Raw genomic sequence first — 22,955 nt, forward strand, 5'->3', positions numbered from 1 at the left:
CTTGTCGTGATCGCCACGCTACCGATGGCGACGGCGCGCGGGCATGGGGGAAAACCCGGGGATTCGTTCATCCGTGCGCAAACCGGCGTTGGCCGGGGCGGGATAGAAACCGCGCATGACCCACTCTCGCCGTTCCCTGCTCAAGGCCGGTCTCACCGGCGCCGCCGCCGGTCTGGTGCTGCCGTCGACGGCGTTCGCCGCGACGCCGCTGGTGCGCGCCGGCCGGCCCGTGCTCACCCACGGCGTCCAGTCCGGCGACGTCACGCCCGGCTCGGCGATCGTCTGGTCGCGCGCCGACCGGCCGTCGCGGCTGGTCGTCGAGATCGCCCGCGACCCGTCGTTCCGGCACGCCCGCCGGGTGCCGGGGCCGCTCGCCGGGCCGGCCACCGGCGGGACCGGGCAGGTCCGCGTCGCCGGCCTCGCGCCCGGCACCGAGTACCACTACCGCGTCACGGCGGAGTCCCTCGACGGGCGCGCCACGAGCGAGCCGCTGACCGGCCGGTTCGCCACGGCGCCGGTGGGCCGCCGCGACACCCGGATCGTGTGGTCGGGCGACGTCGTCGGCCAGAACTGGGGCATCAACCCGGCCCTGGGCGGCATGACGATCTTCTCGGCGATGGCCGACCGCTGCCCGGACGTGTTCCTGCACAGCGGCGACACGGTGTACTCCGACGGCCCGCTGACGGAGACGGTCACCCTCCCGGGCGGCCGGACGTGGCGCAACGTCGTCACGCCGGAGAAGTCGAAGGTCGCCGAGACACTGGCCGAGTTCCGCGGCCAACACGCGTACAACCGGCTCGACGAGAACTTCCGCCGGTTCGCCGCGCAGGTGCCGTCCTACGTCCAGTGGGACGACCACGAGGTCCTGAACAACTGGTACCCGGGCAAGATCCTCGACAACCCGGCCTACACCGAGAAGCGCGTCGACGTGCTCGCGCCGCGGGCGTACCAGGCGTTCCACGAGTGGCACCCGATCGACTCGCGCGCAGCGGTCGACGGGCGCGTCTACCGCAGCTTCAAGTACGGTTCGCGCGCCGAGATCTTCGTGCTGGACATGCGGACCTACCGCAACGCCAACACCGCGGACCAGACCAAGCCGGGCTACATCCTCGGCGACGCGCAGGCCCGCTGGCTGGCCGACGCGCTCGGCCGCAGCACGGCGACGTGGAAGATCGTCCAGGCGGACATGCCGCTGGGCCTGGTCGTGCCGGACGGCACGGCGATCGAAGCGGTGGCGAACAACCTGCCGGGCGCCCCGGGCGGCCGCGAGACGGAGCTGGCGTGGGTGCTGCGGGAGATCCAGCGCCGCCGCGTCCGCAACGTGGTCTGGCTGACCGCGGACGTCCACTACACGGCGGCGCACCACTATTCCCCCGACCGGGCGGCCTTCCAGGACTTCGACCCGTTCTGGGAGTTCGTGTCGGGCCCGCTGAACGCGGGCGCGTTCGGCCCGAACACCCTCGACCCGACGTTCGGCCCGGAGGCGGTGTTCGTCCACGCCCCGCCGGCCGCGAACACGGCCCCGATCGACGGCTTCCAGCACTTCGGCGAGCTGAACATCGACGGCGGCAGCGGTGACCTGACGGTCGACCTCCGGGACGCCACCGGGGCGTCGCTGTGGTCGAAGAAGCTGCACCCGCAGGGCCGCTGACCGAGGTCGGCTACGCTCACGCGCACCGATGACATCCCGTACCAAGGAGAAACACCGTCGTGACTGAACGCACGCTGGTCCTCGTCAAGCCCGATGGCGTCGCGCGCGGCCTCGTCGGCGAGGTCGTCTCGCGGATCGAGCGCAAGGGCCTGAAGCTCGCCGCCCTCGAGCTGCGGACCGTTCCGCAGGCACTGGCCGAGGAGCACTACGCCGAGCACAAGGAGCGTCCGTTCTTCGGGGACCTGCTGGAGTTCATCACCTCGGGCCCGCTGGTCGCGCTCGCCGTCGAAGGCCCGCGCGCCATCGCCGCGTTCCGTCAGCTGGCCGGCGGCACCGACCCGGTCGAGAAGGCCACGCCGGGCACCATCCGCGGCGACTTCGCGCTGGAGACCCAGTACAACCTGGTCCACGGCTCGGACTCGCCGGAGTCGGCCGAGCGCGAGCTGAAGCTCTGGTTCCCCGACCTGTGACCGGCCCCGGGGCCGCGCCCGCCGCGCGGCCCCGGTTTCCGCAGGAGACCCCATGACGACGATGCCGTTCCCCGCCCGCGAGTACCTGCCGGTGCTGCGCGAGCTGACCGGTGCGTTCGCCGAGCGGCTGCGCACCGCCGACCCGGCCGCCGACGTGCCCGACTGCGCCGGGTGGACGCTGACCGACCTCGGCACGCACCTCGGGAACGTGCACCGCTGGGCCGCGACCGTCGTCACCACCGGGGAAGTGCAGCCGCAGGACTTCGAAGCCGGCGCGGACACCGATCTCGCGTCCTGGTACGCCGAAAGCGCTCAGCTGCTCCTCGACGCCCTCGAGAAGGCGGTCCCCGAAGACCGGTGCTGGCACTTCGGCGGCACCGAGAAGACCAAGGCGTTCTGGTTCCGCCGCCAAGTGCACGAAACCGCCGTCCACCTCGCCGACTCCGGCAGCGACCACGCGCTCGACCCGGCGGTCGCCGCGGACGGCGTCGACGAGGTCCTGACCGCCTGGCTCCCGCGCGTCACGCGCTGGCACGCCGCGCCGTCGCTGACCGCGCCCCTCGCGTTGCGGGCCACCGACACCGGTGACGTCTGGACGCTGCACCCGGGGGAGCCGCCCGCGCTCGGCCCGGCGACCGAACCCGCCGCGACCGCCGAGGCGACGGCCCGGGACCTCCTGCTGCACCTGTGGAAGCGCACGGCCACCCCGCCGAGCGTCAGCGGGGACACCGCGATCGCCGACCAGCTCCTCAAGGCTCCTTTCACCGCCTGACGCGGTAGCTGTTCTAGACCATTCAGGCGGCGTTCACCGGGAAGCCTTCCCCCGGCCGTGCCACTGCGCTGTGCTGGTGCGGCTCGCTCTCACTCGATACTGGGGTACCTGGTGAAGAAGTCACGCTTAGTGCTGCCGCTCGCCGCCCTGTTCGCGACGGTGTTCGTCGTCCCCGCCCACGCCGATCCGCTGAAAGCGCCGCTCGGCACGCCGCCGGTCGAGGCCGCGCCCGCCGCGTCTTCGGCCCACGAGGGCCCGAGCGCCTTCGCCGCCGCGGACCCCGACGACGGGCTCGTCACCGGCAGCGCGACCACCGAGGTCGCGCCCGGGCTGAACCTCACCCAGTTCGACCGGTTCGACCCGGCGGGCTGGATCCGCGGCGACACCCTCGCCGTCGACCTGGGCAGCAAGGTCCTGAAGCCGACGTACCTGAGCCCCGGCACGGTCTCCGCGCGCACGCCGCTTTCGCAGCAGGTCGCGCGCACCGGCGCGGTCGCCGGCGTGAACGGCGACTTCTTCGACATCAACGCCACCGGCGCGCCGATCGGCGTCGGCATCGACCGCGGCGAGCTGCAGACCGCGCCCGCCGCCGGGCACAACCTCACCGCGTCGATCACCGACGAAGGCAAGGCACAGCTGGCTTCGGTGTTCCTCGAAGCTACCGTGACGTTGCCCGGCGGCACCGTCAAAGCCACGAACTTCAACAGCCCGGTCCTCGGTGCGGACGCGATCGGCGTCTACACGCCGTTGTGGGGCGCCTCCGGCCGCGCGACCTCGGTGGCCGGAGCCTCCCGGGTGCGCGAGGTCGAACTGCGCGACGGCGTCGTGACCGCCACGCGCGAGCAGCCCGCGGCCGGCCCCATCGCGGCGGGCACGACCCTGCTCCTGGCCCGCGAAGCCGGGGCGGACGCCCTCGCGGCCCTCAAACCGGGTGACCCGGTGGGCGTCACGTACGCGCCGCGCTCGGACGCCGGGAAGATCGCGGTCGCCGTGGGCGGCAACGAAGTCCTGCTCCGCGACGGCGTCGTGCAGCCGGTCGACAACGTGGCCATGCACCCGCGGACCGCGGTCGGCTTCTCCGCCGACGGCAAGCGGCTGTGGCTGGCCACTGTGGACGGCCGGCAGGCCGACAGCCGCGGGATGACCGAGCTGGAGCTGGCCCGGCACATGAAGAGCCTCGGCGCCGACGACGCCATCAACCTCGACGGCGGCGGCTCCTCGACGCTCTTGGCGCGCAACGAGGGCGAAGCCGCGCCGAGCGTCCGCAACGCGCCGTCCGACGGCGGGGAACGCCTGGTGCCCAACGGGATCGGCTTCGCGACCGTGCCGGGCAGCGGCAAGCTCACGGCGTTCTCCCCGGCGCCGGCCATGGCGACCGGGGACGCGAACCGCGTGCTGACCGGCCTGACCCGGCACCTGGTCGCCGACGGCCACGACGAAACCGGCGCCGCCGTCGCGGCCGACCCGCGCTGGAGCACCTCCGACCCGCGGCGGGCCGCCGTCACCCACGGAGTCGTCACGGGCCACAGCCCGGGCGCCGTCGACGTCGTCGCGAGGTCCGGCCGCGCGTCCGGCAAGACGGCGCTTTCCGTGCTGGGCAAGGCGGTCCGGCTCGGCACGAGCACCGAGCAGGTCGCGCTGTCGGCCGCCGGCGCGAAGAGCACGTTCAAGGTCTACGGCTACGACGCGGACGGCTACGGCACCTGGCTGGAACCCGACGACGTCAAGCTCGACTACGACCACTCGGTCGTGCGGGTCGAGCCGTCGGGCGACGGTTACGAGGTGACCGCCCTGACCGCGTCCGGCGCGTCGGCGATCACCGCTTCGGCCGCGGGCCTGACCACGCACCTGGCCGCTTCGGTCGGCACCGTGCCGCAGGTCGCGTCCCCGCTGGACGGGCCGGCGGGCTGGACGGCGACGGTGTACCCGGCGGTCGTCGGCGCGGCGCTGTCCGCGGCACCCGGGCGCGACGGCGGCGCCGGGCTCGCGCTGGACTACCGGCTCACCGGCACGACCGCGACGCGCGCCGCGTACGTGACGCCGTCGTCGCCGCTTCCGGTTCCGCCGGGAACGCAGAAGATCGGGCTGTGGGTGAACGGCGACGGCAAGGGTGCCTGGCTGCGTGCCGAACTGCGGGACGCCGCCAACGTGGCGTCCATTGTGGACCTTTCGCTGAGCGTCGACTGGACGGGCTGGCGGTACGTCACGGCCGCGGTCCCGGCCGGGCTGCCCGACGGCCAGCGCCTCGCGCGGTTCTACGCCGTCGAAAACGTGCCGGACCAGCAGTACGAGGGTCACCTGGTGTTCGACGACCTGACCTTCGAGGTGGCGCCGACGACGGCCGTGCCCGCCGACCCGGCCCCGCGCGACCCCGCGCTGGTCACCGACGGGACGCTGACCGGCGGCCTGCGCGTCGCGGTCGTCAGCGACGCGCAGTTCACCGCGGACGACCCGGCGGGCCCGCTGGTCGCCCAAGCCCGGCGGGCGCTGCGGGAGGCCGTCGCGGCCAAGCCGGACCTCGTGCTGATCAACGGCGACTTCGTCGACCGCGGCACGGCGCCCGACTTCGTGCTGGCCCGGCAGGTCATCGCCGAGGAGCTCGACGGCAAGGCGCCCTGGTACTACGTGCCGGGCAACCACGAGGCCGAAGGCGGCAACGGCCTGGCTAACTTCCAGGCCGCGTTCGGCGTCACGCACCAGGTCGTCGACGTGCACGGCATCCGGCTGGTGCTGATGGACTCTTCGCGCGGCTCGCTGCGGGCCGGCGGGTTCGACCAGGTGCGAATGCTGCGGGGTGCCCTCGACACGGCGGCCAAGGACCGGTCGATCCGCGGGGTCGTCGTCGCGATGCACCACCCGGTGAAGGACCCGAGCCCGACCGGCAACTCCCAGCTCGGCGACCGGAAGGAGGCCACCCTGCTGACCCAGTGGCTGACCGGGTTCGAGCAGGCGTCGGGCAAGCCGGCCGCTTCGGTGGCTTCGCACGCGGGCGTGTTCTCGCTATCGCGCGTGGACGGCGTGCCGTACCTGGTCAACGGCAACTCGGGCAAGGCGCCCGCGGCCGCGCCCGGTGACGGCGGGTTCGTCGGCTGGACGCTGCTGCGCGTCGACCCGGCCGACCGCGCCCAGCCGGTGCGGTTCGAGACGCGGCCGAACGTCGACTCGCTGACCGTCTCCGGGCCGTCCTCCCTGGCCCGCGGCGAACGCGCGGTCGTGCGCGCTTCCCTGCGGCAGGGCACCCGGGACGTGCCGGTGGCGTACCCGGTGAGCGCGGACTGGTCGGTCGGCTGGGGCGTCGTTTCCTTCGACCCGGCTTCGGGCGTGCTGACGGCGTTGCGGCCGGGGGTCGCGCGGCTTTCGGTGACGGTCAACGGGGTGACGCAGACGCTGGTCGTGACCGTGCGCGGCTAATCCGTTCGGTTTTTGTCGGTGCCCGCTCGTATGGTCGGGGGGTGGACGAATCGGAGGACCGGGAACCGGCACTGGTGCAGGCCAAGGCACTGGTGAAGCGCTTCGGCGAGTTCGAAGCCGTGCGCGGGATCGACGTCGAGGTGCGGCGCGGGGAGTCGTTCGGCTTCCTCGGCCCGAACGGCGCCGGCAAGTCGTCGACGATGCGGATGATCGCGTGCGTGTCACCCCGCACCGACGGCGACCTCCGCGTGCTGGGGCTGGACCCGGAGGTGGCCGGGCCGCGGATCCGCGCGCGCCTGGGGGTCGTGCCGCAGCAGGACAACCTGGACGTCGAGCTGACGGTCCGGGAGAACCTGCTGATCTACGGCCGCTACTTCGGCCTGTCCCGGGCGGCGGTCCGGAGCAAGGCGGACGAGCTGCTGGAGTTCGCGCAGCTGGGCGACCGGGCGGGCGACAAGGTCGACCCGCTGTCGGGCGGCATGAAACGCCGGCTGACGATCGCCCGCTCGCTGGTCAACGACCCCGAGCTGCTCCTGCTCGACGAGCCGACGACCGGGCTCGACCCGCAGGCCAGGCACCTGCTGTGGGACCGGCTGTTCCGGCTGAAGGCCCAGGGCACGACGCTGATCGTGACGACGCACTACATGGACGAGGCGGAGCAGCTGTGCGACCGGCTCGTCGTGATGGACCACGGGCGCATCGCGGCGGAGGGCTCGCCGGCGGAGCTGATCGCCCGGTACTCGACGCGCGAGGTCGTCGAGCTGCGGTTCGCACCGGGGGAGCAGGTGTCCGCGGCCGAGCAGGTCGAGGGGCTGGCGGAGCGGGTCGAGGTGCTGCCGGACCGGGTACTGCTGTACAGCGACAACGGCGAGGACACCTTGGAGCACGCGCATTCCCGTGGGCTGCGGCCGCTGTCGAGCCTGGTGCGCCGCAGTTCGCTCGAGGACGTGTTCCTGAGGCTGACCGGCCGGACGCTGGTGGACTGATGACCACCGTCGAACCCACCGGCCGCGTCGTCGGCCACTGGCACGGCGCCTGGCTGCGCGTCGAGGGGTACTGGACCTGGTACCGCCGGCATTGGCTGTCCACTTTGTACTCCACCGGCCTCCAGCCGGTCCTCTTCCTCGCCGCGATGGGCCTCGGCTTCGGCTCGCAGGTCCGGCCCGGCGCGGTCACCGGCGGCCTGTCCTACCTCCAGTACATCGCGCCGGCCCTGCTCGCCGCCGGTGCCGCGCAGCAGGCCGTCGGCGATTCGAGCTACCCCGTGCTGTCCGGGTTCAAGTGGCAGAAGGACTACCTCGCCGTCACGGCCACCCCCGTGTCACCGGGCCAGGTCCTCGGCGGCCACCTGATCTGGACGGCCCTGCGCCTGACCCTGGCCGGCGCGATCTACGCGTTCGTCGCGCTGTTCTTCGGCGCCTGGACCGGGCCGGGCGTGCTGCTGGTGATCCTCGTCGGCACGGTCACCGGCCTCGCCTGCGCCACGCCGATCACCGCGCTGGCGGCGCGGACGTACGACGAGGGCCAGCGGTTCGGGATCATCTTCCGGTTCGTCGTGATGCCGATGACGTTGTTCTCCGGCACGTTCTTCCCGATCGCCCAGCTGCCGGCCGCGATCCGCTGGCTCGCCTGGCTCTCCCCGCTCTGGCACGGCACGCAGCTGGCGCGCGGCGCGAGCCTCGGCGGGGTCGGCGGCTGGGCGATGCTCGGCCACTTCGCGGTGCTCGCGGCGTTGTTCGCGGCCGGGTGGGCGGTCGCGCACCGGGCCTTCTACCGGAGGCTGGTGGTCTGATGGTGAGCGTCCAAGCCCCGCCGGCGCGGGCCGGGCTTCTGCTGCGGATCCTGCCGCCCGGGCTGTACGCGGGCCGGGCCCGCATGCTCGTCGAGCGGTCGGTGCGGGTGAGCTGGAACAGCTGGCTGATGTTCCTCTCCGGCGCGGCCGAGCCGTTCCTCTACCTGCTGGCGTTCCAGCTCGGGTTCGGCAAGCTCGTCACCGAGGTGGCGGGCCCGGACGGCCGCCCGATGGGCTACGTCGCGTTCGTCGCGCCGGCGCTGCTGGCGACGTCGGCGATGAACGGCGCGGTCTTCGAGTCGACGTACAACCTGTTCTTCAAGCTGCGGTACGCGAAGCTGTACGACGCGATGCTGGCGACCCCGATCGGCCCGCTGGACATCGCGCTGGGCGAGATCGGCTGGGCGATGACCCGCGGCGGCCTCTACGCGGTGGCATTCCTCGCGATCGCGGCGGGGATGGGGCTGCTGGCGTCGTGGTGGGCGCTGCTGATGGTCCCGGCGGCGCTGCTGGTCGGCCTGGCCTTCTCGGCGATCGGCATGGCGCTGGTGACGTTCCTCAAGTCGACGGCCCAGTTCGACTACATCGCGCTGGGCCTGATGCCGATGTTCCTGTTCGCGACGACGTTCTTCCCGCTGTCGGTGTACCCGGAGCCGCTGCAGTGGCTGGTCCGCTGCCTCCCGCTGTACCACGCGATCGAGCTGATGCGCGGCCTGGCGACGGGCCTGCTGTCGGGCAGCATGCTCGTCAACCTGGCCTACCTGCTGGTCCTGGGCGCGGTGGGCTTGTGGGCGTCGACGAGGAGGATCGCCAAGCTCCTGCTGACGTGAGCCTCAGCGGGCCGGGTCGGGCTTGCCCCGCGGCGCGGAAGCGGCCAGCGCGTCGACCATCCCGTGGCCGTAGAAGCCGTTGAACCCCTCATAGCCCGCGCAGTAGGCGTCCTGGGTCCCGTCGCCGGTGAGGTCGTAGTCGGCCGGGCACGGCATCGGCATCGCCTGGGCGTCCAGCGTCCGCCGCAGCTGGCGCGGCCCCGCGGTCGGCAACGCCGACGCGAGCAGCGCCAGCACGCCGGTGACGTGCGGCGCGGCCATCGACGTCCCGCACAGCGGCGCGTACCCGCCGGGCACCGTCGAAAGCACGCACTCGCCGGTCTCGCCGCCGGGCGCCGTGACGTCGATCACGCCCAGCCCGTACGAGCTGTACCCGGCCTTCACCCGGTCCGAGCCGACGGCGGACACCGCGACGACGTCCCGCAGCGCGGCCGGGAGCGCTTCGCACCCGGACCCGGACCCGGCGGTGCCGGAGCGCGCCGACGGCGTCAGGTCGACGGCCTCGTTCGTCGCCGCCGCGACGTTCAACGTCCCGGCCGACGTGCTGTACTCCACCGCCCGCGCCAGGACCTCGTGCACCACCCCGCGGTCGTCGCCGCGGATGCACGACAGCGTCCACGGGTTCACGAAGAAGCTGCTGTTCGTCAGCCGCAGGTGCCGCGCCGCCGCCCACATCAGGCCGCACACCGCGGCCTCGGGATCGGCGTAGCCGCGGTCGTCGATCACCTTCACCGACGCCACGCGGACGCCGGGCGCGACGCCCGTCACCCCGTGCCCGTCGTCGGCCGCCGCGATGATCCCCGCCACGTGCGTGCCGTGCACCGACGTCGTCGGCGACCAGGCCGCCGGCGCGCGGTCGGGCGCGCCGGTCAGGCAGCCCGCGGAGTCGTCGCGGTCGAGGGCGGCGGTCAGGTCCGGGTGGTCCGGGTCGATGCCCGAGTCGAGGACGCCGACGACGACGTCGCGGCGGCCGGCCGACGCGCCCGGCGCGCGGCCCGCGTTGATCATCCGCATGTCCCACTGCTGCCCGCTCAGGTCCGCGGTGGGCACGCGAGCCGGGTCGGTGACGGGCAGCGTGGCCCGCGCGGGCTGCGGCCGGACCTCGGTGGCGCGCTGCGCGGCCAGCCGCTCGGCCTGGGCGCTGAACGCCCGGTCGAGCCCGATCCGCGCGCCGAACGCCGGGTCGCCCGACGTGGCGACCGCCACGGCGATCTGCGGGTAGTAGACGGTGGTGGTGCCGCAGGCGGCGGTGACCTGCTCGCGGGCGGCGGGCTCGGCGGTGCCGCGGTCGAAGGCGACGACGTAGCGCAGGGCCCGGCCGTGGCCGCAGGCGGGCGCGTCGGCCGCCGCCGGACCGGCGGTGACGCATCCCGAAAGCACCAGTACGGTGCACACGGCCGCTCGCAGCGGCCGCGCCAGCAGGGACACCGGACCTCCCACCGGATGCAGGAACCGCGGGTGCCGGCGCGCGAGATCCCGGTCACCCCGAGCCGCACGGTAGCCACCCCGTGCCCGGCGGACAAGCGATCCGGCCAAGTTCCCCCCGGCCGGTGGGCCCGCGGCGCGCCCGGCGGCGTGGGCGGAGGTACCGAGTACACCGGAGCAGTCACCCGGTGTGGGATACTCGGGGTGGCCGCTGGGCCGCGGGGCGCACGTGAGAGGTGCTGCCTGCGGCGTTGTGGCCCGGTGATGTGCGCGATCTCCCGCGACTCGTCGCCGCCCGCGGACCGGGCGGCTGGACGACGTGGCGGGCGGCCCGGGGGCCGCGAGTGCCGCGCACAGCGCCGAGCAGACCTTTGACCGGGTTGCGCGCCGCCGGCTGCGGTGGTGCGGCGCCCGGTCGTCGGGCAAGGATTCCCGTCGCTGGTGACCACCACGGCGGAACGAACAGAAAGGGGCCCCTGCGCGGCCGCGTCCCTGCCGGTGTGAACCGGCAGACGCGCCCGGGGGCGGAGGAGACACATGTCGAACGCGGAAACACCCGCCGAGCACACCGGCGGGAATCCCGCCACACCCACGGGCGGCCCGCTGGCCGACCTGCCGCCCCGGATCCGGGTGCACGCGCTGGCGAAGCTGCTGGAAAAGCACAGCCGGGACGTCCTCGCCCAGCTCGCCGAGCTGGGGGAAAGCGTGCGCAGCGCGCAGTCGAGCGTGACCCGGGACGTGGCGCTCAAGGTGGCGGAGGCCTTCGCCCCCGCCGAGGGTGAGCAGCCGGCCGGCGCGCCGGGGACGGCCACGACCGGCCAGGACCAGGCCACCGGTCAGGACACCGCTGGTCAGGGCCGTGCCGGTCAGGACACCGTCGGTCGGGACACCGCCCGTCAGGGCAGTGCCGGCCAGGGCACCGTCGGCCAGGGCAGTGCTGGTCAGGGCACCGTCGGTCAGGACACCGCCCGCCAGGGCGGCGCCGGTCAGGACACCGTCGGTCAGGGCACTGCCGGTCAGGACACCGCCCGTCAGGGCGGCGCCGACCAGGCACCCGCCCGGCAGACCGCCGGCCGGGGCGCCAATCAGCCCTTCTCCCAGCCGGCCGCCACCGGCCAAGCCGCCGAGCAGGGCCAGGCCCCCGCCGCCCGGCCCGCCGAGGCCGAGAAGCCGCGCCCGCGGCAGAAGACCCGCGCCCACCTGCCGGTCTTCGCCGCGCCGTCGCCGGTCTTCCTGCCGCCGGAGCCCGCCGAGCCCGCGGCCAAGCCGGCCCGCAAGCCTGCCGACCCGTTCGCGGAGCCGGAGCCCCGCCCGGAGGCGCGCACCCGTCCCGAGCCCGAGCCGGCCGAAGACGACACCGAGGACACCTCGCCCGCCGCCGACACCGGCGTCGACGACGACGATGACGCCGGCAGCCGCCGTCGCCGCCGCCGGGGCCGTCGCGGCCGTGGCCGCGGCAAGGGCGCCGAGGGCGGCGACGAGACCGCCGAGAACGAGGACCAGGCCGAAGAGCAGCCGCGCCGGAGGTCCCGCAACGGGGACGAAAGGCCCGAAGCGGACGCCGAAGAGGCCGAGGAAGCCGCCGAGTCGGACTCCGACGGCGACGAGGGCGAGGGCGGCAGCAAGCGCCGTCGTCGCCGCCGTCGTCGCAAGGGCTCGGACGGCGACGAGGCCGAGACCACCGACGACCCGCCCAACACCGTCACGCACGTCCGCCAGGCCAAGGCCGAGCAGGCCGAGCGCGAGCGCCCGGCGCGCGACGAGGTGCGCAGCGTCCGCGGGTCGACCCGCCTGGAGGCCAAGCGCCAGCGCCGCCGCGACGGCCGCGAGGCGGGCCGCCGCCGCGCCCCGATCCTGTCCGAGGCCGAGTTCCTCGCCCGCCGCGAGTCGGTCGAGCGCACGATGGTCGTCCTGGAGAAGGGCGACGCGACGCAGATCGCCGTCCTCGAGGACGGCGTGCTGGTCGAGCACTTCGTGACGCAGTCGGGCTCCGGCTCGATCGTCGGCAACGTCTACCTCGGCCGCGTCCAGAACGTGCTGCCGAGCATGGAGGCCGCGTTCATCGACATCGGCCGCGGCCGCAACGCCGTGCTCTACGCCGGCGAGGTCGACTGGGACGCCGCCGGCCTGGAGGGCAAGGCCCGCAAGATCGAGCAGGCGCTGTCCACCGGCGACTCCGTGCTGGTCCAGGTCACCAAGGACCCGGTCGGGCACAAGGGCGCCCGGCTGACCACGCAGATCTCGCTGCCCGGCCGCTTCCTGGTGTACGTCCCCGCGGGCGGCGCCACCGGCATTTCCCGCAAGCTGCCGGAGAACGAGCGCCGCCGGCTCAAGGACATCCTCAAGCGGATCGTCCCGGAGGACGCGGGCGTCATCATCCGCACCGCCTCCGAGGGCATCGGCGAGGAGGAGCTGGGCCGCGACGTCGACCGCCTGAAGGCGCAGTGGGACGTCATCAAGGAGAAGGCCGCCGCCGGTTCCGGTAAAAAGGGCGGCGCGCCGACCATGCTCTACGAAGAGCCGGACCTGCTGGTCAAGGTCGTGCGCGACCTCTTCACCGAGGACTTCGCCAAGCTGGAGATCCAGGGCAACCGCTCCTGGGAGACCATCAACGACTACGTCCGGCACGTCGCGCCGGAGCTCACCGAGCGCCTCAAGCGCTACACCGGCACCGGCGACGCGTTCGCCGACCACCGGATCGACGAGCAGATCACCAAGGCGCTCGACCGCAAGGTCTGGCTGCCTTCGGGCGGTTACCTGGTCATCGACCGCACCGAGGCGATGACGGTCATCGACGTCAACACCGGCAAGTTCACCGGATCGGGTGGCAACCTCGAGGAGACGGTGACCCGCAACAACCTGGAGTCGGCGGAGGAGATCGTCCGCCAGCTCCGGCTGCGGGACATCGGCGGCATCATCGTGATCGACTTCATCGACATGGTGCTCGAGTCCAACCGCGAGCTGGTGCTGCGCCGCCTCACCGAGTGCCTCGGCCGCGACCGCACGCGCCACCAGGTCGCCGAGGTCACCTCGCTCGGCCTGGTGCAGATGACCCGCAAGAAGATCGGCACGGGCCTGCTGGAGGCGTTCTCGACGCCGTGCGAGCACTGCAAGGGCCGGGGCGTGCTCGTCTCGACCGAGGTGCAGCGCACGGGCGGCGGCGGTGGCGGCCACAACCACGGCGGGAACGGCAACGGCGGCGGTGGCAACACCGGCGGCGGTGGCGGCGGCGGGGAGAAGAGCTCCCGCCGGTCGCGGGGTCGCGGCAAGGCCGAGGAGGCCCCCAAGGAGCCGGCCGAGGCCGCGAAGGCCGAGGTCCACGCCGTCCCGACCCCGGAGCAGCGCGAGTCGATCGCGTCCGCGGTGGCGGCGATGGCCAACGCCTCGAAGGCGGCCAAGGAACACGACCACGGCGCGCTGAACGGCGACGGGCCCGCCCCGGAGCCGGCCAGGGAGGTCGCGGGCACCCCGGCGACCACGGAGGCCGACGAGACGCCGGTGGCGGCCGAGCCGCCCGCCGAGCCCGCCCAGGAGGTCGCCGGCACGCCGGTGACCACCGAGGCGGACGAGGCGCCGGTGCCGCAGGACGAGGAGCCCGAGGTCGAGCGGACCCCGGCGCCGGAACCGGCCGAAGAGCCGGTCACGGCGGCGGAGCCCGAGGTCAGCGTCCCCGAACCGGCCGCGCGCTCCACCCGGCGCCGTCCGCGCCGGGCCGCGTCGCGCCCGGCGGGGCCGCCGGTGCACGCCTCCGACCAGAGCAAGTGAACGACTAGGGGACCCCGGTGGTAACGCACCGGGGCACCCCACGTAACCTGTAGTACGGCCTGCCACCAGAGCAGGTCGCTGCGCGAGTCCAGGACCGCCGTCTCCACCAGGTGGGCCGGTCGCGCGGGCCCCCACCCATTGTCGAGTAATGCAGGAGACTTCCGTGTCGGCGTACGCGATCGTCAAGACCGGCGGCAAGCAGTACAAGGTGGCCGTCGGCGACGTCGTCGAGGTCGAGAAGCTCGAGGGCGAGCCGGGCACCGAGCACATCCTCCCCGCCGTTTTGTACGTCGACGGTGGCGAGGTCACCACGGACGCGGACGCGCTGGCGAAGGTCTCGGTCACCGGCAAGGTCGTCGAGCAGACCAAGGGTCCGAAGATCCGGATCCACAAGTTCAAGAACAAGACGGGCTACCACAAGCGCCAGGGTCACCGGCAGAAGCTGACCCGCGTCGAGGTCACCGCCATCTCCCTGTAAGGGCTTCTCCGGATCTTCGTTCGTTCAGAAAGAGGACTGAGCTATGGCTCACAAGAAGGGTGCGTCCAGCTCCCGCAACGGTCGTGACTCGAACGCGCAGCGCCTCGGCGTCAAGCGCTTCGGCGGCCAGCAGGTCAACGCCGGCGAGATCCTGATCCGCCAGCGCGGCACCAAGTTCCACCCCGGCGTCAACGTCGGCCGTGGCGGCGACGACACGCTGTTCGCGCTGGCCACCGGTGCGGTCCAGTTCGGCGAGAAGCGTGGCCGCAAGACGGTCAACATCGTGCCGTCGGAAGCCTGATTCGGCTTCTTTCTAGACCTCTGACGAGGGGTGGGGCCGGAATATCCGGTGCCACCCCTCGTTTGTTTTGTTCGTAGCTTTTTCAGAAGACACTGTCGTTGAGTGAAGTGAGGCGAAGTCATGGCGTCCCGGTTCGTGGACCGCGCGGTCATCCACCTGACCGCCGGTGACGGGGGCAACGGCTGCGCCTCGGTGCACCGCGAGAAGTTCAAGCCGCTCGGCGGCCCGGACGGCGGCAACGGCGGCAACGGCGGCGACGTCCTGCTGGTCGTCGACCCGAACGTGCACACCCTGCTCGACTTCCACTTCCGCCCGCACGCCAAGGCGGGCAGCGGCAAGATGGGGCAGGGCGGCAACCGCGCCGGCGCGGCGGGGGAGACCCTGGTGATGAAGGTGCCGTCCGGCACCGTCGTGTTCACCGAAGACGGCGAGCTGGTCGCCGACCTCATCGGCCCGGGCACCACGTTCGTCGCCGCCCAGGGCGGCCGCGGCGGGCTCGGCAACGCCGCACTGTCGTCGAAGGCCCGCAAGGCGCCCGGGTTCGCGCTGCTGGGCGAGCCGGGCGAGACCCGCAACCTGGTGCTGGAGCTGCGCTCGGTCGCCGACGTCGGCCTGCTCGGCTTCCCGTCCGCGGGCAAGTCGTCGTTGATCTCGGTGCTGTCCGCGGCCAAGCCGAAGATCGCCGATTACCCGTTCACCACGCTGGTGCCGAACCTCGGCGTCATCACCGGCGGCGAGACGGTGTTCACGATGGCCGACGTGCCCGGCCTGATCCCCGGCGCGTCCGAGGGCAAGGGCCTGGGCCTGGACTTCCTCCGCCACATCGAGCGCTGCGCCGTGCTGGTGCACGTCGTCGACTGCGCCACGCTGGAGCCGGGCCGCGACCCGCTGTCCGATGTGGACGCTCTGGAAGCGGAGCTGGCCAAGTACACCCCGGGTCTCGGCGGCAAGCTCGAAGAGCGTCCGCGCGTGGTCGTGCTCAACAAGATCGACGTCCCGGAGGCCGCCGAGCTCGCCGAGTTCGTCCGGCCGGAGTTCGAGGCCCGTGGTCTTCCGGTCTTCGAGGTCTCGACCGCTTCCCGCAAGGGCCTGCGCGAGCTGACGTTCGCGCTCGCGGCGGTCGTCGAGAAGTACCGCGAGGCGCAGCCGGTGCTGGAGCCGGAGAAGATCGTCCTGCGGCCGCTCGCCGTCGACGACTCCGGGTTCACCGTCGAGGTCGACCCCGAGGAAGAGGGCGCGTTCATCGTGCGCGGCAGCCGCCCGGAGCGGTGGATCCGCCAGACCGACTTCGGCAACGACGAGGCCGTCGGCTACCTGGCCGACCGGCTCGAGCGGCTCGGCGTCGAGGAGAAGCTGGCCAAGCTCGGCGCGGTGCCGGGCAGCCCGGTCACGGTCGGCGACGTCCAGTTCGAGTGGGAGCCGTCGACGCCCGCGGTGGCGATGCACCTGTCCGGGCGCGGCACCGACGTCCGGCTGGAGCGCAACGACCGCGTCGGCGCGGCCGAGCGCAAGGAGGCCCGCCGGATCCGCCGCGACGGCACCGGCGAGGACGACGACCTGGACCTCGACGCGTGAGCGGGACGCGCGAAGCGATCGCCGCGGCCCGGCGTCTGGTCGTCAAGGTCGGCTCGTCGGCCCTGACCACGGCGGGCAGTGGCCTCGACGTGGCGAGGCTGGACGCGCTGGTCGACGCGATCGCCGAGCGCGTGTCCCGCGACGCGCAGATCGTGCTGGTGTCCTCGGGCGCGATCGGCGCCGGCCTCGCCCCGCTTTCCCTGGGCAAGCGTCCCCGCGATCTGGCGACCCAGCAGGCGGCGGCGAGCGTGGGGCAGCTGGCGCTGGCGCACGCGTACGCGGAGTCGTTCGGGCGCTATTCGCTGACGGTCGGCCAGGTGCTGCTCACTTCGGACGACGTCGTCCGCCGGTCCCACTACCGCAACGCGCAGCGCACGTTCTCGCGGCTGCTGGCGCTGGGCGCGGTCCCGGTGGTCAACGAAAACGACACGGTGGCGACGGAAGAGATCCGCTTCGGCGACAACGACCGCTTGGCGGCGCTGGTCGCGCACCTGATCGGCGCGGACGCGCTGGTCCTGTTGTCCGATGTGGACGGTCTGTACGACGGCGACCCCCGCGACGGCGCGACCCGCAAGCTGACGGAGGTCCTGTCGGAGTCCGATGTGGACGGAATCTCGGTCGGCATGTCCAGCTCCGGCCTGGGAACGGGCGGCATGGTCTCGAAGCTGGCAGCCGCCCGCACGGCGGCGGGAGCGGGCATCCCGGTCCTCTTGGCGGCGGCTTCGGAAGCTTCGGCGGCGTTGACGTCGGCGTCCCCGGGAACGGCGTTCGCCCCGGCGGACACGCGCTTGTCGGCCCGCAGGTTCTGGCTGGGCTACGCGGCGGACACGACGGGAACGCTCCGCCTGGACGACGGCGCGGTGACGGCGGTGGTCCGCCGCCGCAGGTCGTTGCTGGCGGCGGGGATTACAGGCGTGGAGGGCGAGTTCCAGGCGGGCGACGTGGTCGACCTGGTGGACGCGAAGGACCGCCCGGTGGCCCGCGGAGTGGTGGCGTTCGACGCGACAGAGCTCCCGGACTTGATCGGCCGGTCATCGCCGGAGCTCCCGGAGGAGCAGCGCCGAGAGGTCGTCCACGCTGACGACCTCGTCCCCCTGCGCCGCTGACCCGAGCCCTGGCTCGCCACCGCCCAACGCTCGACTGATGCCGCGCCGCCGCGGTCCCCGACTCCGCACCGCCGAGGGGGCCGTCGCCCATGGCTCGGCTGATGCCGCGAGGCCGCGGTCTCGCCGCACAGCCGACTGCGCACCCGCTGGCGGACCCCGCGCGGCCGATCTCGCGGCCCCTCCGCGCCCCTGACCGGCGCTTTCCCGTGAAGGCGCCCCGCCATCACCCCAGCGAGACCAGCCGGGCACCGCCGTCGGCTTCCAACACCGTTCCCGTCAAGTTCCGGTTCGTCGCCGCCAGCGTCACCACCTCCGCCACGTCCTCAGCCGTCGCCACGCGCCGCGCCGGGATCGAAGCCGCCGTCTGCGCGAAGAACCCTTCCCGCACCTCCGCCGGGAACCCGCTCCACCACGCCGTGTCCACCACCCCCGGCGAAACCGCGTTGACCCGCCGCGGCGCCAGCTCCACCGCCAGCGGCTTGACCAGCCCCTCGATCGCCGCGTTCAATGCGCCGATCCCGGCCGTGCCCGCCATCGCCGCCCGGGCCGTGATCGCGCTGAGCAGCGTGATCGACCCGTCCGCGGCCAGGTGCGGCAGCACCGCCTGGACCGTCGTCAGGTGCGCCCAGAACTTCGCGTCGAAGGCCCGCCGCAGCATCGCCAGGTCCAGCGAATCGATCGGCCCCATGCCCTCCACGCCGGACAGGCACACCACCAGCACGTCGACCGTCCCCAGCGACGACGCCAGCGCGCCCATCGCCGTGGCGTCGCCGCCGTCGGCCTGGTGCCCGGTCAGCTCCGGGTCGCTCGCGGCGACGTCGTCCAGCCGCTCCTTGCCCCGTCCGGTGATGTGGACGGCGTACCCCTGCTCGTGCAGCCGCCGCGCGGTCGCCAGGCCGATGCCCGAGGTGCCGCCGGCGACGAGTGCGATGCTCATGCTCTGTTCCCCATTTCGAACCGGTACGTCTCGTTTCGAAATCGACGCTACCATCGGATCCCATGACCGACCAGTCCCGCCCCGGCCGCAAGCGCAGCGAGCAGAGCCGGCTGGCGATCCTCGCCGCCACGCTCGACCTGGTCGCGGAGTCGGGTTACGGCACGCTGACCGTCGAAGGCATCGCCGCGCGCTCCGGCGTCGGCAAGCAGACGATCTACCGCTGGTGGCCGTCGAAGGCCGACGTCCTCCTCGACGCGCTCGCGACGAAAGCCGACCTGCAGATCCCGATCCCCGACGAGGGTTCGTTCCGCGCCGACCTCGAGCACTTCCTCGGCAGCACGTTCGAACTGGGGGAGAAGAACCAGGTCGCGGACACGCTTCGCGCGCTGATGGCGCAGGCGCAGCTCGACCCGGAGTTTGGCAAGCGGTTCCGCGAAGACTTCCTGTACCGCCGCCGCGAAGCGCTGGGCACGATCGTCGACCGCGCCCGCGAGCGCGGCGAACTGCTCGCGGGCGTCGCGCCCGGCACGGTGATCGACGTCGTGTTCGGCACGCTCTGGTACCGGCTCCTCGCGACGCGGGAGCCGATCGGCCGCGGCCTGGCCGGTGAGCTGGTGACGCTGCTAGCGGGTCACGGCGCCTCGACCGCCGAAATCCGGTAGCGCGCGACCGACGCGTCGAGGACCTGTGCCGCTTGTTCGTCCGACGGCCCGGACCCGCGGAAGCGCTCAAGGTCCGCATCGGACTCCCAGCGCTCGTACACGGTGATCCGGCCGGGGTCGAGCAGGTCGGCACCCAGCGCGTACTCCAGGCAGCCGGGCGCTTCCCGCGCGAGCCGGACGGCTTCGGCGCACCCGTCGAGGTAGGCGTCACGCTCTTCGGGAGCGACGGCGAGCCAGCCGGCGACGATGATCACGACGTGATCCGATCGGCTTTGATGGTGAGCAGCAGCCGCGTCTGGTCGCGCCCGCCCCACCAGGGGTACGGGCCGCCGAGGTAGCGCTGCGACAGCTGTTCGATGTGCTCGACGGCGCCTTCCTCGGTCATCTCCAGGACCCGCCCGCGGATCGCGTAGTAGCGCGACGGCCGCTCGCGGTCGGCGACGTTGAGCGCCACCCGCGGGTCGCGCGCGATGTTGCGCTGCTTCTGGTGGCCCAGCACGGTGTTGACGAGGATGTGCGTGCCGTCGGTGTCCACCCAGGTCTGGGTGAGCTGCGGCGAGCCGTCGGGCATCAGCGTCGACAGGAAGCAGAGGCTGGGCTCGCGCAGCAGGGCGAGCAGATCGCCGGGCAGTTCCACAGTGGTCTCCCGCTAGAGCTGGTCGGGCGCTTCGATGCCGAGCAGGGAAAGCCCGAGCGCGAGCGTGTGCGACGTCAGCGTAGTCAACCTCAGCCGGGACGCGCGCAGTGAAGGCGTGGGCGCTTTCAGGACGTGACATTCCTCGAAGAACCGGGAGAACGTGACCGCCGTCTCGTACAGGTACGTGCAGAGCTTGTGCGGCGCGTAGCCGTCCGTCGCGGCTTTCAGCGCTTCGCCGAACCTGAGCAGCTTCAACGCCAACGCCCGTTCCTCCGGCGCGTCCAGCAGGATTTCCGCGCCGTCGGGTACGCCGCCCGCCTTGCCGAGGATCGACTGCGTCCGCGCGTGCGCGTACTGCAGGTAAACCGAGGTGTTGCCCTCCTTGGCGAGCATCCGGTCCCACGCGAAGACGTAGTCGCGCTCGCGGTCACCGGACAGGTCGGCGTACTTCACGGCGCCGATCCCGACGGCCCGGGCGACCTCGGCCTGCCTGGCGGCGTCGAGCTCGCTGCGTTCGGCGACGACCGCGGCGGCTTGCGAGACGGCCTCGGTGAGCAGGTCGGCCAGCTTGACCGTGTCGCCGGCCCGGGTCCGCATGGTCTTGCCGTCGGCGCCCAGCACCGTGCCGAAGCCGATGTGCTCGGCGTGCCCGGTCAGCCAGCCGGCCGCGCGGCAGACGGCGAACACCATCGCGAAGTGCTGCGCCTGCGGGGCCCCGACGACGTAGAGCAGATCGGTCGCGCCGCGTTCTGCCGTCCAGTACCGCGCGGTGGCCAAGTCGGTCGCCGCGTACCCGTAGCCGCCGTCGCGCTTGCGGACGATCAGCGGCAGCCGGTCGCCCTCGCGGTTGCGGAACCCTTCGGGGAACACACAGATCGCGCCGTCGCTGACCTCGGTCAGCCCGGCTTTCTCGAGGTCGTCGACCACCGCGGCGAGGTACGGGTTGTAGAAGCTCTCGCCGTAGATGTCCTGGTCCGTCAACGAAATCCCGAGCAGCGCGTAGACCTCGTTGAAGTGCCGCGTCGACTCGGCGATCAGCTCGCGCCAGACGCCGAGCGTCTCTTCGTCGCCGCTTTGCAGCAGCACGACACGCTCGCGCGCGCGAGTCGCGAACGCGTCGTCGGTGTCGAACTTCCGGCGTGCTTCGCGGTAGAAGGCGTCGAGGTCGGCGATGGCGCTGCGGCCGGCCGAGACGTCGAGCAGGTGCTCGATGAGCATGCCGAACGGCGTGCCCCAGTCGCCGAGGTGGTTGTGCGGCAGCACTTCGTGCCCGGCGAACCGCAGCAGCCGCGCGAGCGCGTCGCCGATGACCGTCGTGCGCACGTGCCCGACGTGCATCTCCTTGGCGACGTTCGGGCTGCTGTAGTCCAGCGCGATGCGCCGCGGCTCAGTCGTTTCGGGCACGCCGAGACGCGGGTCGCCGAGCAGTGCGCCGGTGCGGTGTTCGAGCCATTCCTTGCGCAGCACGAAGTTGAGGAACCCGGGCCCGGCGATCTCGGGCGGCTCGGCGATGCCGTCCAGCTCTATCGCTCCAGCGATGGCTTCCGCGACCTCGCGCGGTGGACGGCCGAGCCGTTTGCCCAGGCTCATCGCGAGGTTGGCCTGGTAGTCGACACCCTCGCGCGGCGACGCCTGGACCAGCGCCTGCTCCGGCGTCAGTTCGACGTCCAGTGCCTTGCCGGCGGCGGCCACCACGCGGCGCGCCAGCTCCTCGGTAACGTCGGCGGTCTGCTGCACGGTGTCCCTCCTTCGGCTCAGTCACGGAACTCGCAGCGTAGCGAGGGTGACCGGCCGGTGACGAAGGGTTTACCGCAGCTCGCTGCCCTTGGTCTCGGGCAGCGTGAGGATGACGGCGAACGCGATCGCCGCGCCCACGGCGACGTACCAGAAGTAGAGCGTCTGCGAGACCGTGCCGAAGAGCGTGATGAGCAGCGGAGCCGTGCCGCCGAAGATCGCGACGGTCAGGTTGTACCAGGCACCGATCCCCAGCCCGCGCAGTTCGGTGGGGAACAGCTCGCTCATGATGGCCGGCGCGATCGACGTCATCGCCGTGTACAGCCCGAGCCCGACGCAGAACACCACGAGCAGGCCGCCGACGTTCGGGCCGATCAAAGTGGACAGCGGCACGACGACCACCGCGGTCACCCCGGACCAGACCAGCAGCTGCGGCTTCCGCCCGACCCGGTCGGCGAGCGCGCCCATCGGGTACTGCAGCGCGATGAACAACGCCGTGCCGACCGAAAGCGCAAGGAAGACCGCGCCGGCGTCCGCGTGCCGGTTCTTCACCGCGAACGACGTCAGCGCGCTGAAGAACGTGTAGTAGCAAAGCGTCGAGAGCATCGTGAAGCCGACGAGCCGGCCGACGGCCTTGGGGTGGTGCGTCAGCGTGGTCAGCAGCGGCCGCTCGAGCTTGCGCGCCTTGGTCTTCGTCTGCTCGAACAGCTCGGTTTCGGTGAGGCTCCGGCGCAGCCACAGCCCGACCAGGCCGAAGACGCCGCCCAGCAGGAACGGCAGCCGCCAGCCCCAGGAAGCGAGCTGCGCCTTGTCGAGCGTCCGGGCCAGGACGAACCCGAGCACGGTCGCGATCAGCACGGCCGTCCCGGTCGAGATGTAGAAGAACGCCGAGTACCGGCCGCGACGCTCCGGCGGCGCGATCTCGCCCAGGTAGGCCGACGCGTTCGACACCTCCCCGCCGAGCGACAGCCCCTGAGCGACGCGGGCGAGCAGCAGCAGGATCGGCGCGAGCCAGCCCACTTGCGAGAACGTCGGCAGCAACCCGATCGCCACCGACCCGCCCGCCATGAGCAGGATGGTGAGGATCATGGCCGGCTTCCGGCCGCGCGTGTCCGCGAAGCGCCCGAGCAGGACCCCGCCCAGCGGGCGGAAGAAGAACGCGAGCGCGTAGGTGGCGAACGTGTTGATCAGGGCGAGGGTGTCGTTCCCGGAGGGGAAGAACGCGCCGGCGAAGTAGATGCTGAACGTCGCGTAGATCGTCCAGTCGAACCACTCCAGCGCGTTGCCCGCGCTCGCCGCGAACAGCTTGCGCACCGGCAGCCGGTGCCGCTGGGATACCCGCACGGTGGACTCGGTCATGGCGGCCTCCACGTCACCCGAAGGTGGACGGGACTTTGCCACATCCGTTC

19 protein-coding genes are annotated in these 22,955 nt (G+C 72.7%); 13 read left to right on the forward strand and 6 right to left on the reverse strand.

Annotation, left to right across the window (positions count from 1 at the left end; all coding sequences use genetic code 11):
- The first annotated feature begins 115 nt into the window (after positions 1 to 115).
- From ACIRSS_RS39675 to ACIRSS_RS39705, 7 genes are all read left to right on the forward strand, one after another.
- Complete coding sequence (locus ACIRSS_RS39675; RefSeq protein ID WP_400904449.1) at positions 116 to 1,651, forward strand: alkaline phosphatase D family protein; 1,536 nt, start codon at positions 116 to 118, stop codon at positions 1,649 to 1,651.
- A gap of 59 nt (positions 1,652 to 1,710) precedes the next feature.
- A complete protein-coding gene (gene ndk / locus ACIRSS_RS39680) occupies positions 1,711 to 2,121 on the forward strand; it encodes a nucleoside-diphosphate kinase (protein ID WP_043777641.1) in 411 nt (136 codons plus the stop codon).
- Between the two features lie 52 nt (positions 2,122 to 2,173).
- A complete protein-coding gene (locus ACIRSS_RS39685) occupies positions 2,174 to 2,893 on the forward strand; it encodes a maleylpyruvate isomerase family mycothiol-dependent enzyme (protein WP_400904451.1) in 720 nt (239 codons plus the stop codon).
- 111 nt (positions 2,894 to 3,004) lie between these two features.
- Positions 3,005 to 6,304 carry a phosphodiester glycosidase family protein gene (locus ACIRSS_RS39690; RefSeq protein ID WP_400904453.1) on the forward strand — a complete coding sequence of 1,100 codons (3,300 nt, stop codon included), beginning with the start codon at positions 3,005 to 3,007 and terminating at the stop codon, positions 6,302 to 6,304.
- Between the two features lie 41 nt (positions 6,305 to 6,345).
- On the forward strand, positions 6,346 to 7,290 hold the full coding sequence (locus tag ACIRSS_RS39695; RefSeq protein WP_400904455.1) for an ABC transporter ATP-binding protein: 945 nt from the start codon (positions 6,346 to 6,348) through the stop codon (positions 7,288 to 7,290).
- Positions 7,290 to 8,096 carry an ABC transporter permease gene (locus ACIRSS_RS39700; RefSeq protein ID WP_400904456.1) on the forward strand — a complete coding sequence of 269 codons (807 nt, stop codon included), beginning with the start codon at positions 7,290 to 7,292 and terminating at the stop codon, positions 8,094 to 8,096. The genes ACIRSS_RS39695 and ACIRSS_RS39700 overlap by 1 nt, the downstream gene beginning before the upstream one ends.
- Entirely contained in the window at positions 8,096 to 8,926 is an 831-nt protein-coding gene (locus ACIRSS_RS39705; RefSeq protein ID WP_400904458.1) for an ABC transporter permease, read from the forward strand. The genes ACIRSS_RS39700 and ACIRSS_RS39705 overlap by 1 nt, the downstream gene beginning before the upstream one ends.
- A gap of 3 nt (positions 8,927 to 8,929) precedes the next feature.
- On the opposite strand, the gene ACIRSS_RS39710 is transcribed toward ACIRSS_RS39705, so the two are convergent.
- Positions 8,930 to 10,354 carry a S8 family peptidase gene (locus ACIRSS_RS39710; protein WP_400904460.1) on the reverse strand — a complete coding sequence of 475 codons (1,425 nt, stop codon included), beginning with the start codon at positions 10,352 to 10,354 and terminating at the stop codon, positions 8,930 to 8,932.
- 534 nt (positions 10,355 to 10,888) lie between these two features.
- On the opposite strand from ACIRSS_RS39710, the gene ACIRSS_RS39715 reads away from it, so the two are divergent.
- The 5 genes from ACIRSS_RS39715 (at position 10,889) to proB (ending at position 17,576) form a co-directional block, all read left to right on the forward strand.
- On the forward strand, positions 10,889 to 14,116 hold the full coding sequence (locus ACIRSS_RS39715; RefSeq protein WP_400904462.1) for a translation initiation factor IF-2 N-terminal domain-containing protein: 3,228 nt from the start codon (positions 10,889 to 10,891) through the stop codon (positions 14,114 to 14,116).
- A gap of 163 nt (positions 14,117 to 14,279) precedes the next feature.
- Entirely contained in the window at positions 14,280 to 14,594 is a 315-nt protein-coding gene (gene rplU, locus ACIRSS_RS39720) for a 50S ribosomal protein L21 (protein ID WP_086678418.1), read from the forward strand.
- Between the two features lie 43 nt (positions 14,595 to 14,637).
- The gene (rpmA, locus tag ACIRSS_RS39725) at positions 14,638 to 14,895 is read left to right on the forward strand and encodes a 50S ribosomal protein L27 (RefSeq protein ID WP_285480691.1); all 258 of its coding nucleotides are present in this window, start codon (positions 14,638 to 14,640) and stop codon (positions 14,893 to 14,895) included.
- Between the two features lie 120 nt (positions 14,896 to 15,015).
- On the forward strand, positions 15,016 to 16,470 hold the full coding sequence (gene obgE, locus ACIRSS_RS39730) for a GTPase ObgE (RefSeq protein WP_400904464.1): 1,455 nt from the start codon (positions 15,016 to 15,018) through the stop codon (positions 16,468 to 16,470).
- Positions 16,467 to 17,576 (forward strand): glutamate 5-kinase, encoded by a 1,110-nt coding sequence (gene proB, locus ACIRSS_RS39735; RefSeq protein ID WP_400904466.1) that lies wholly within the window; start codon positions 16,467 to 16,469, stop codon positions 17,574 to 17,576. The genes obgE and proB overlap by 4 nt, the downstream gene beginning before the upstream one ends.
- A 223-nt stretch (positions 17,577 to 17,799) precedes the next feature.
- On the opposite strand, the gene ACIRSS_RS39740 is transcribed toward proB, so the two are convergent.
- Entirely contained in the window at positions 17,800 to 18,513 is a 714-nt protein-coding gene (locus tag ACIRSS_RS39740; protein ID WP_400904468.1) for an SDR family oxidoreductase, read from the reverse strand.
- Between the two features lie 62 nt (positions 18,514 to 18,575).
- Between ACIRSS_RS39740 and ACIRSS_RS39745 the strand changes: the two genes are divergently transcribed.
- The gene (locus ACIRSS_RS39745) at positions 18,576 to 19,175 is read left to right on the forward strand and encodes a TetR/AcrR family transcriptional regulator (RefSeq protein ID WP_400904470.1); all 600 of its coding nucleotides are present in this window, start codon (positions 18,576 to 18,578) and stop codon (positions 19,173 to 19,175) included.
- On the opposite strand, the gene ACIRSS_RS39750 is transcribed toward ACIRSS_RS39745, so the two are convergent.
- From ACIRSS_RS39750 to ACIRSS_RS39765, 4 genes are all read right to left on the reverse strand, one after another.
- Positions 19,145 to 19,429, reverse strand: coding sequence for a putative quinol monooxygenase (locus ACIRSS_RS39750; protein ID WP_400904472.1), 285 nt, complete (start codon positions 19,427 to 19,429; stop codon positions 19,145 to 19,147). The two genes, ACIRSS_RS39745 and ACIRSS_RS39750, sit on opposite strands and share 31 nt — an antisense overlap.
- The gene (locus tag ACIRSS_RS39755) at positions 19,426 to 19,812 is read right to left on the reverse strand and encodes a PPOX class F420-dependent oxidoreductase (protein ID WP_400904474.1); all 387 of its coding nucleotides are present in this window, start codon (positions 19,810 to 19,812) and stop codon (positions 19,426 to 19,428) included. Before ACIRSS_RS39755 ends, ACIRSS_RS39750 begins: the two co-directional genes overlap by 4 nt.
- A gap of 12 nt (positions 19,813 to 19,824) precedes the next feature.
- Complete coding sequence (gene argS, locus ACIRSS_RS39760) at positions 19,825 to 21,549, reverse strand: arginine--tRNA ligase (protein ID WP_400904476.1); 1,725 nt, start codon at positions 21,547 to 21,549, stop codon at positions 19,825 to 19,827.
- 69 nt (positions 21,550 to 21,618) lie between these two features.
- Entirely contained in the window at positions 21,619 to 22,905 is a 1,287-nt protein-coding gene (locus ACIRSS_RS39765) for an MFS transporter (RefSeq protein WP_400904478.1), read from the reverse strand.
- Positions 22,906 to 22,955 lie beyond the last annotated feature (50 nt).

Origin of the sequence: Amycolatopsis sp. NPDC101161, from assembly GCF_044768185.1 — a bacterium.
Lineage (GTDB): Bacteria > Actinomycetota > Actinomycetes > Mycobacteriales > Pseudonocardiaceae > Amycolatopsis.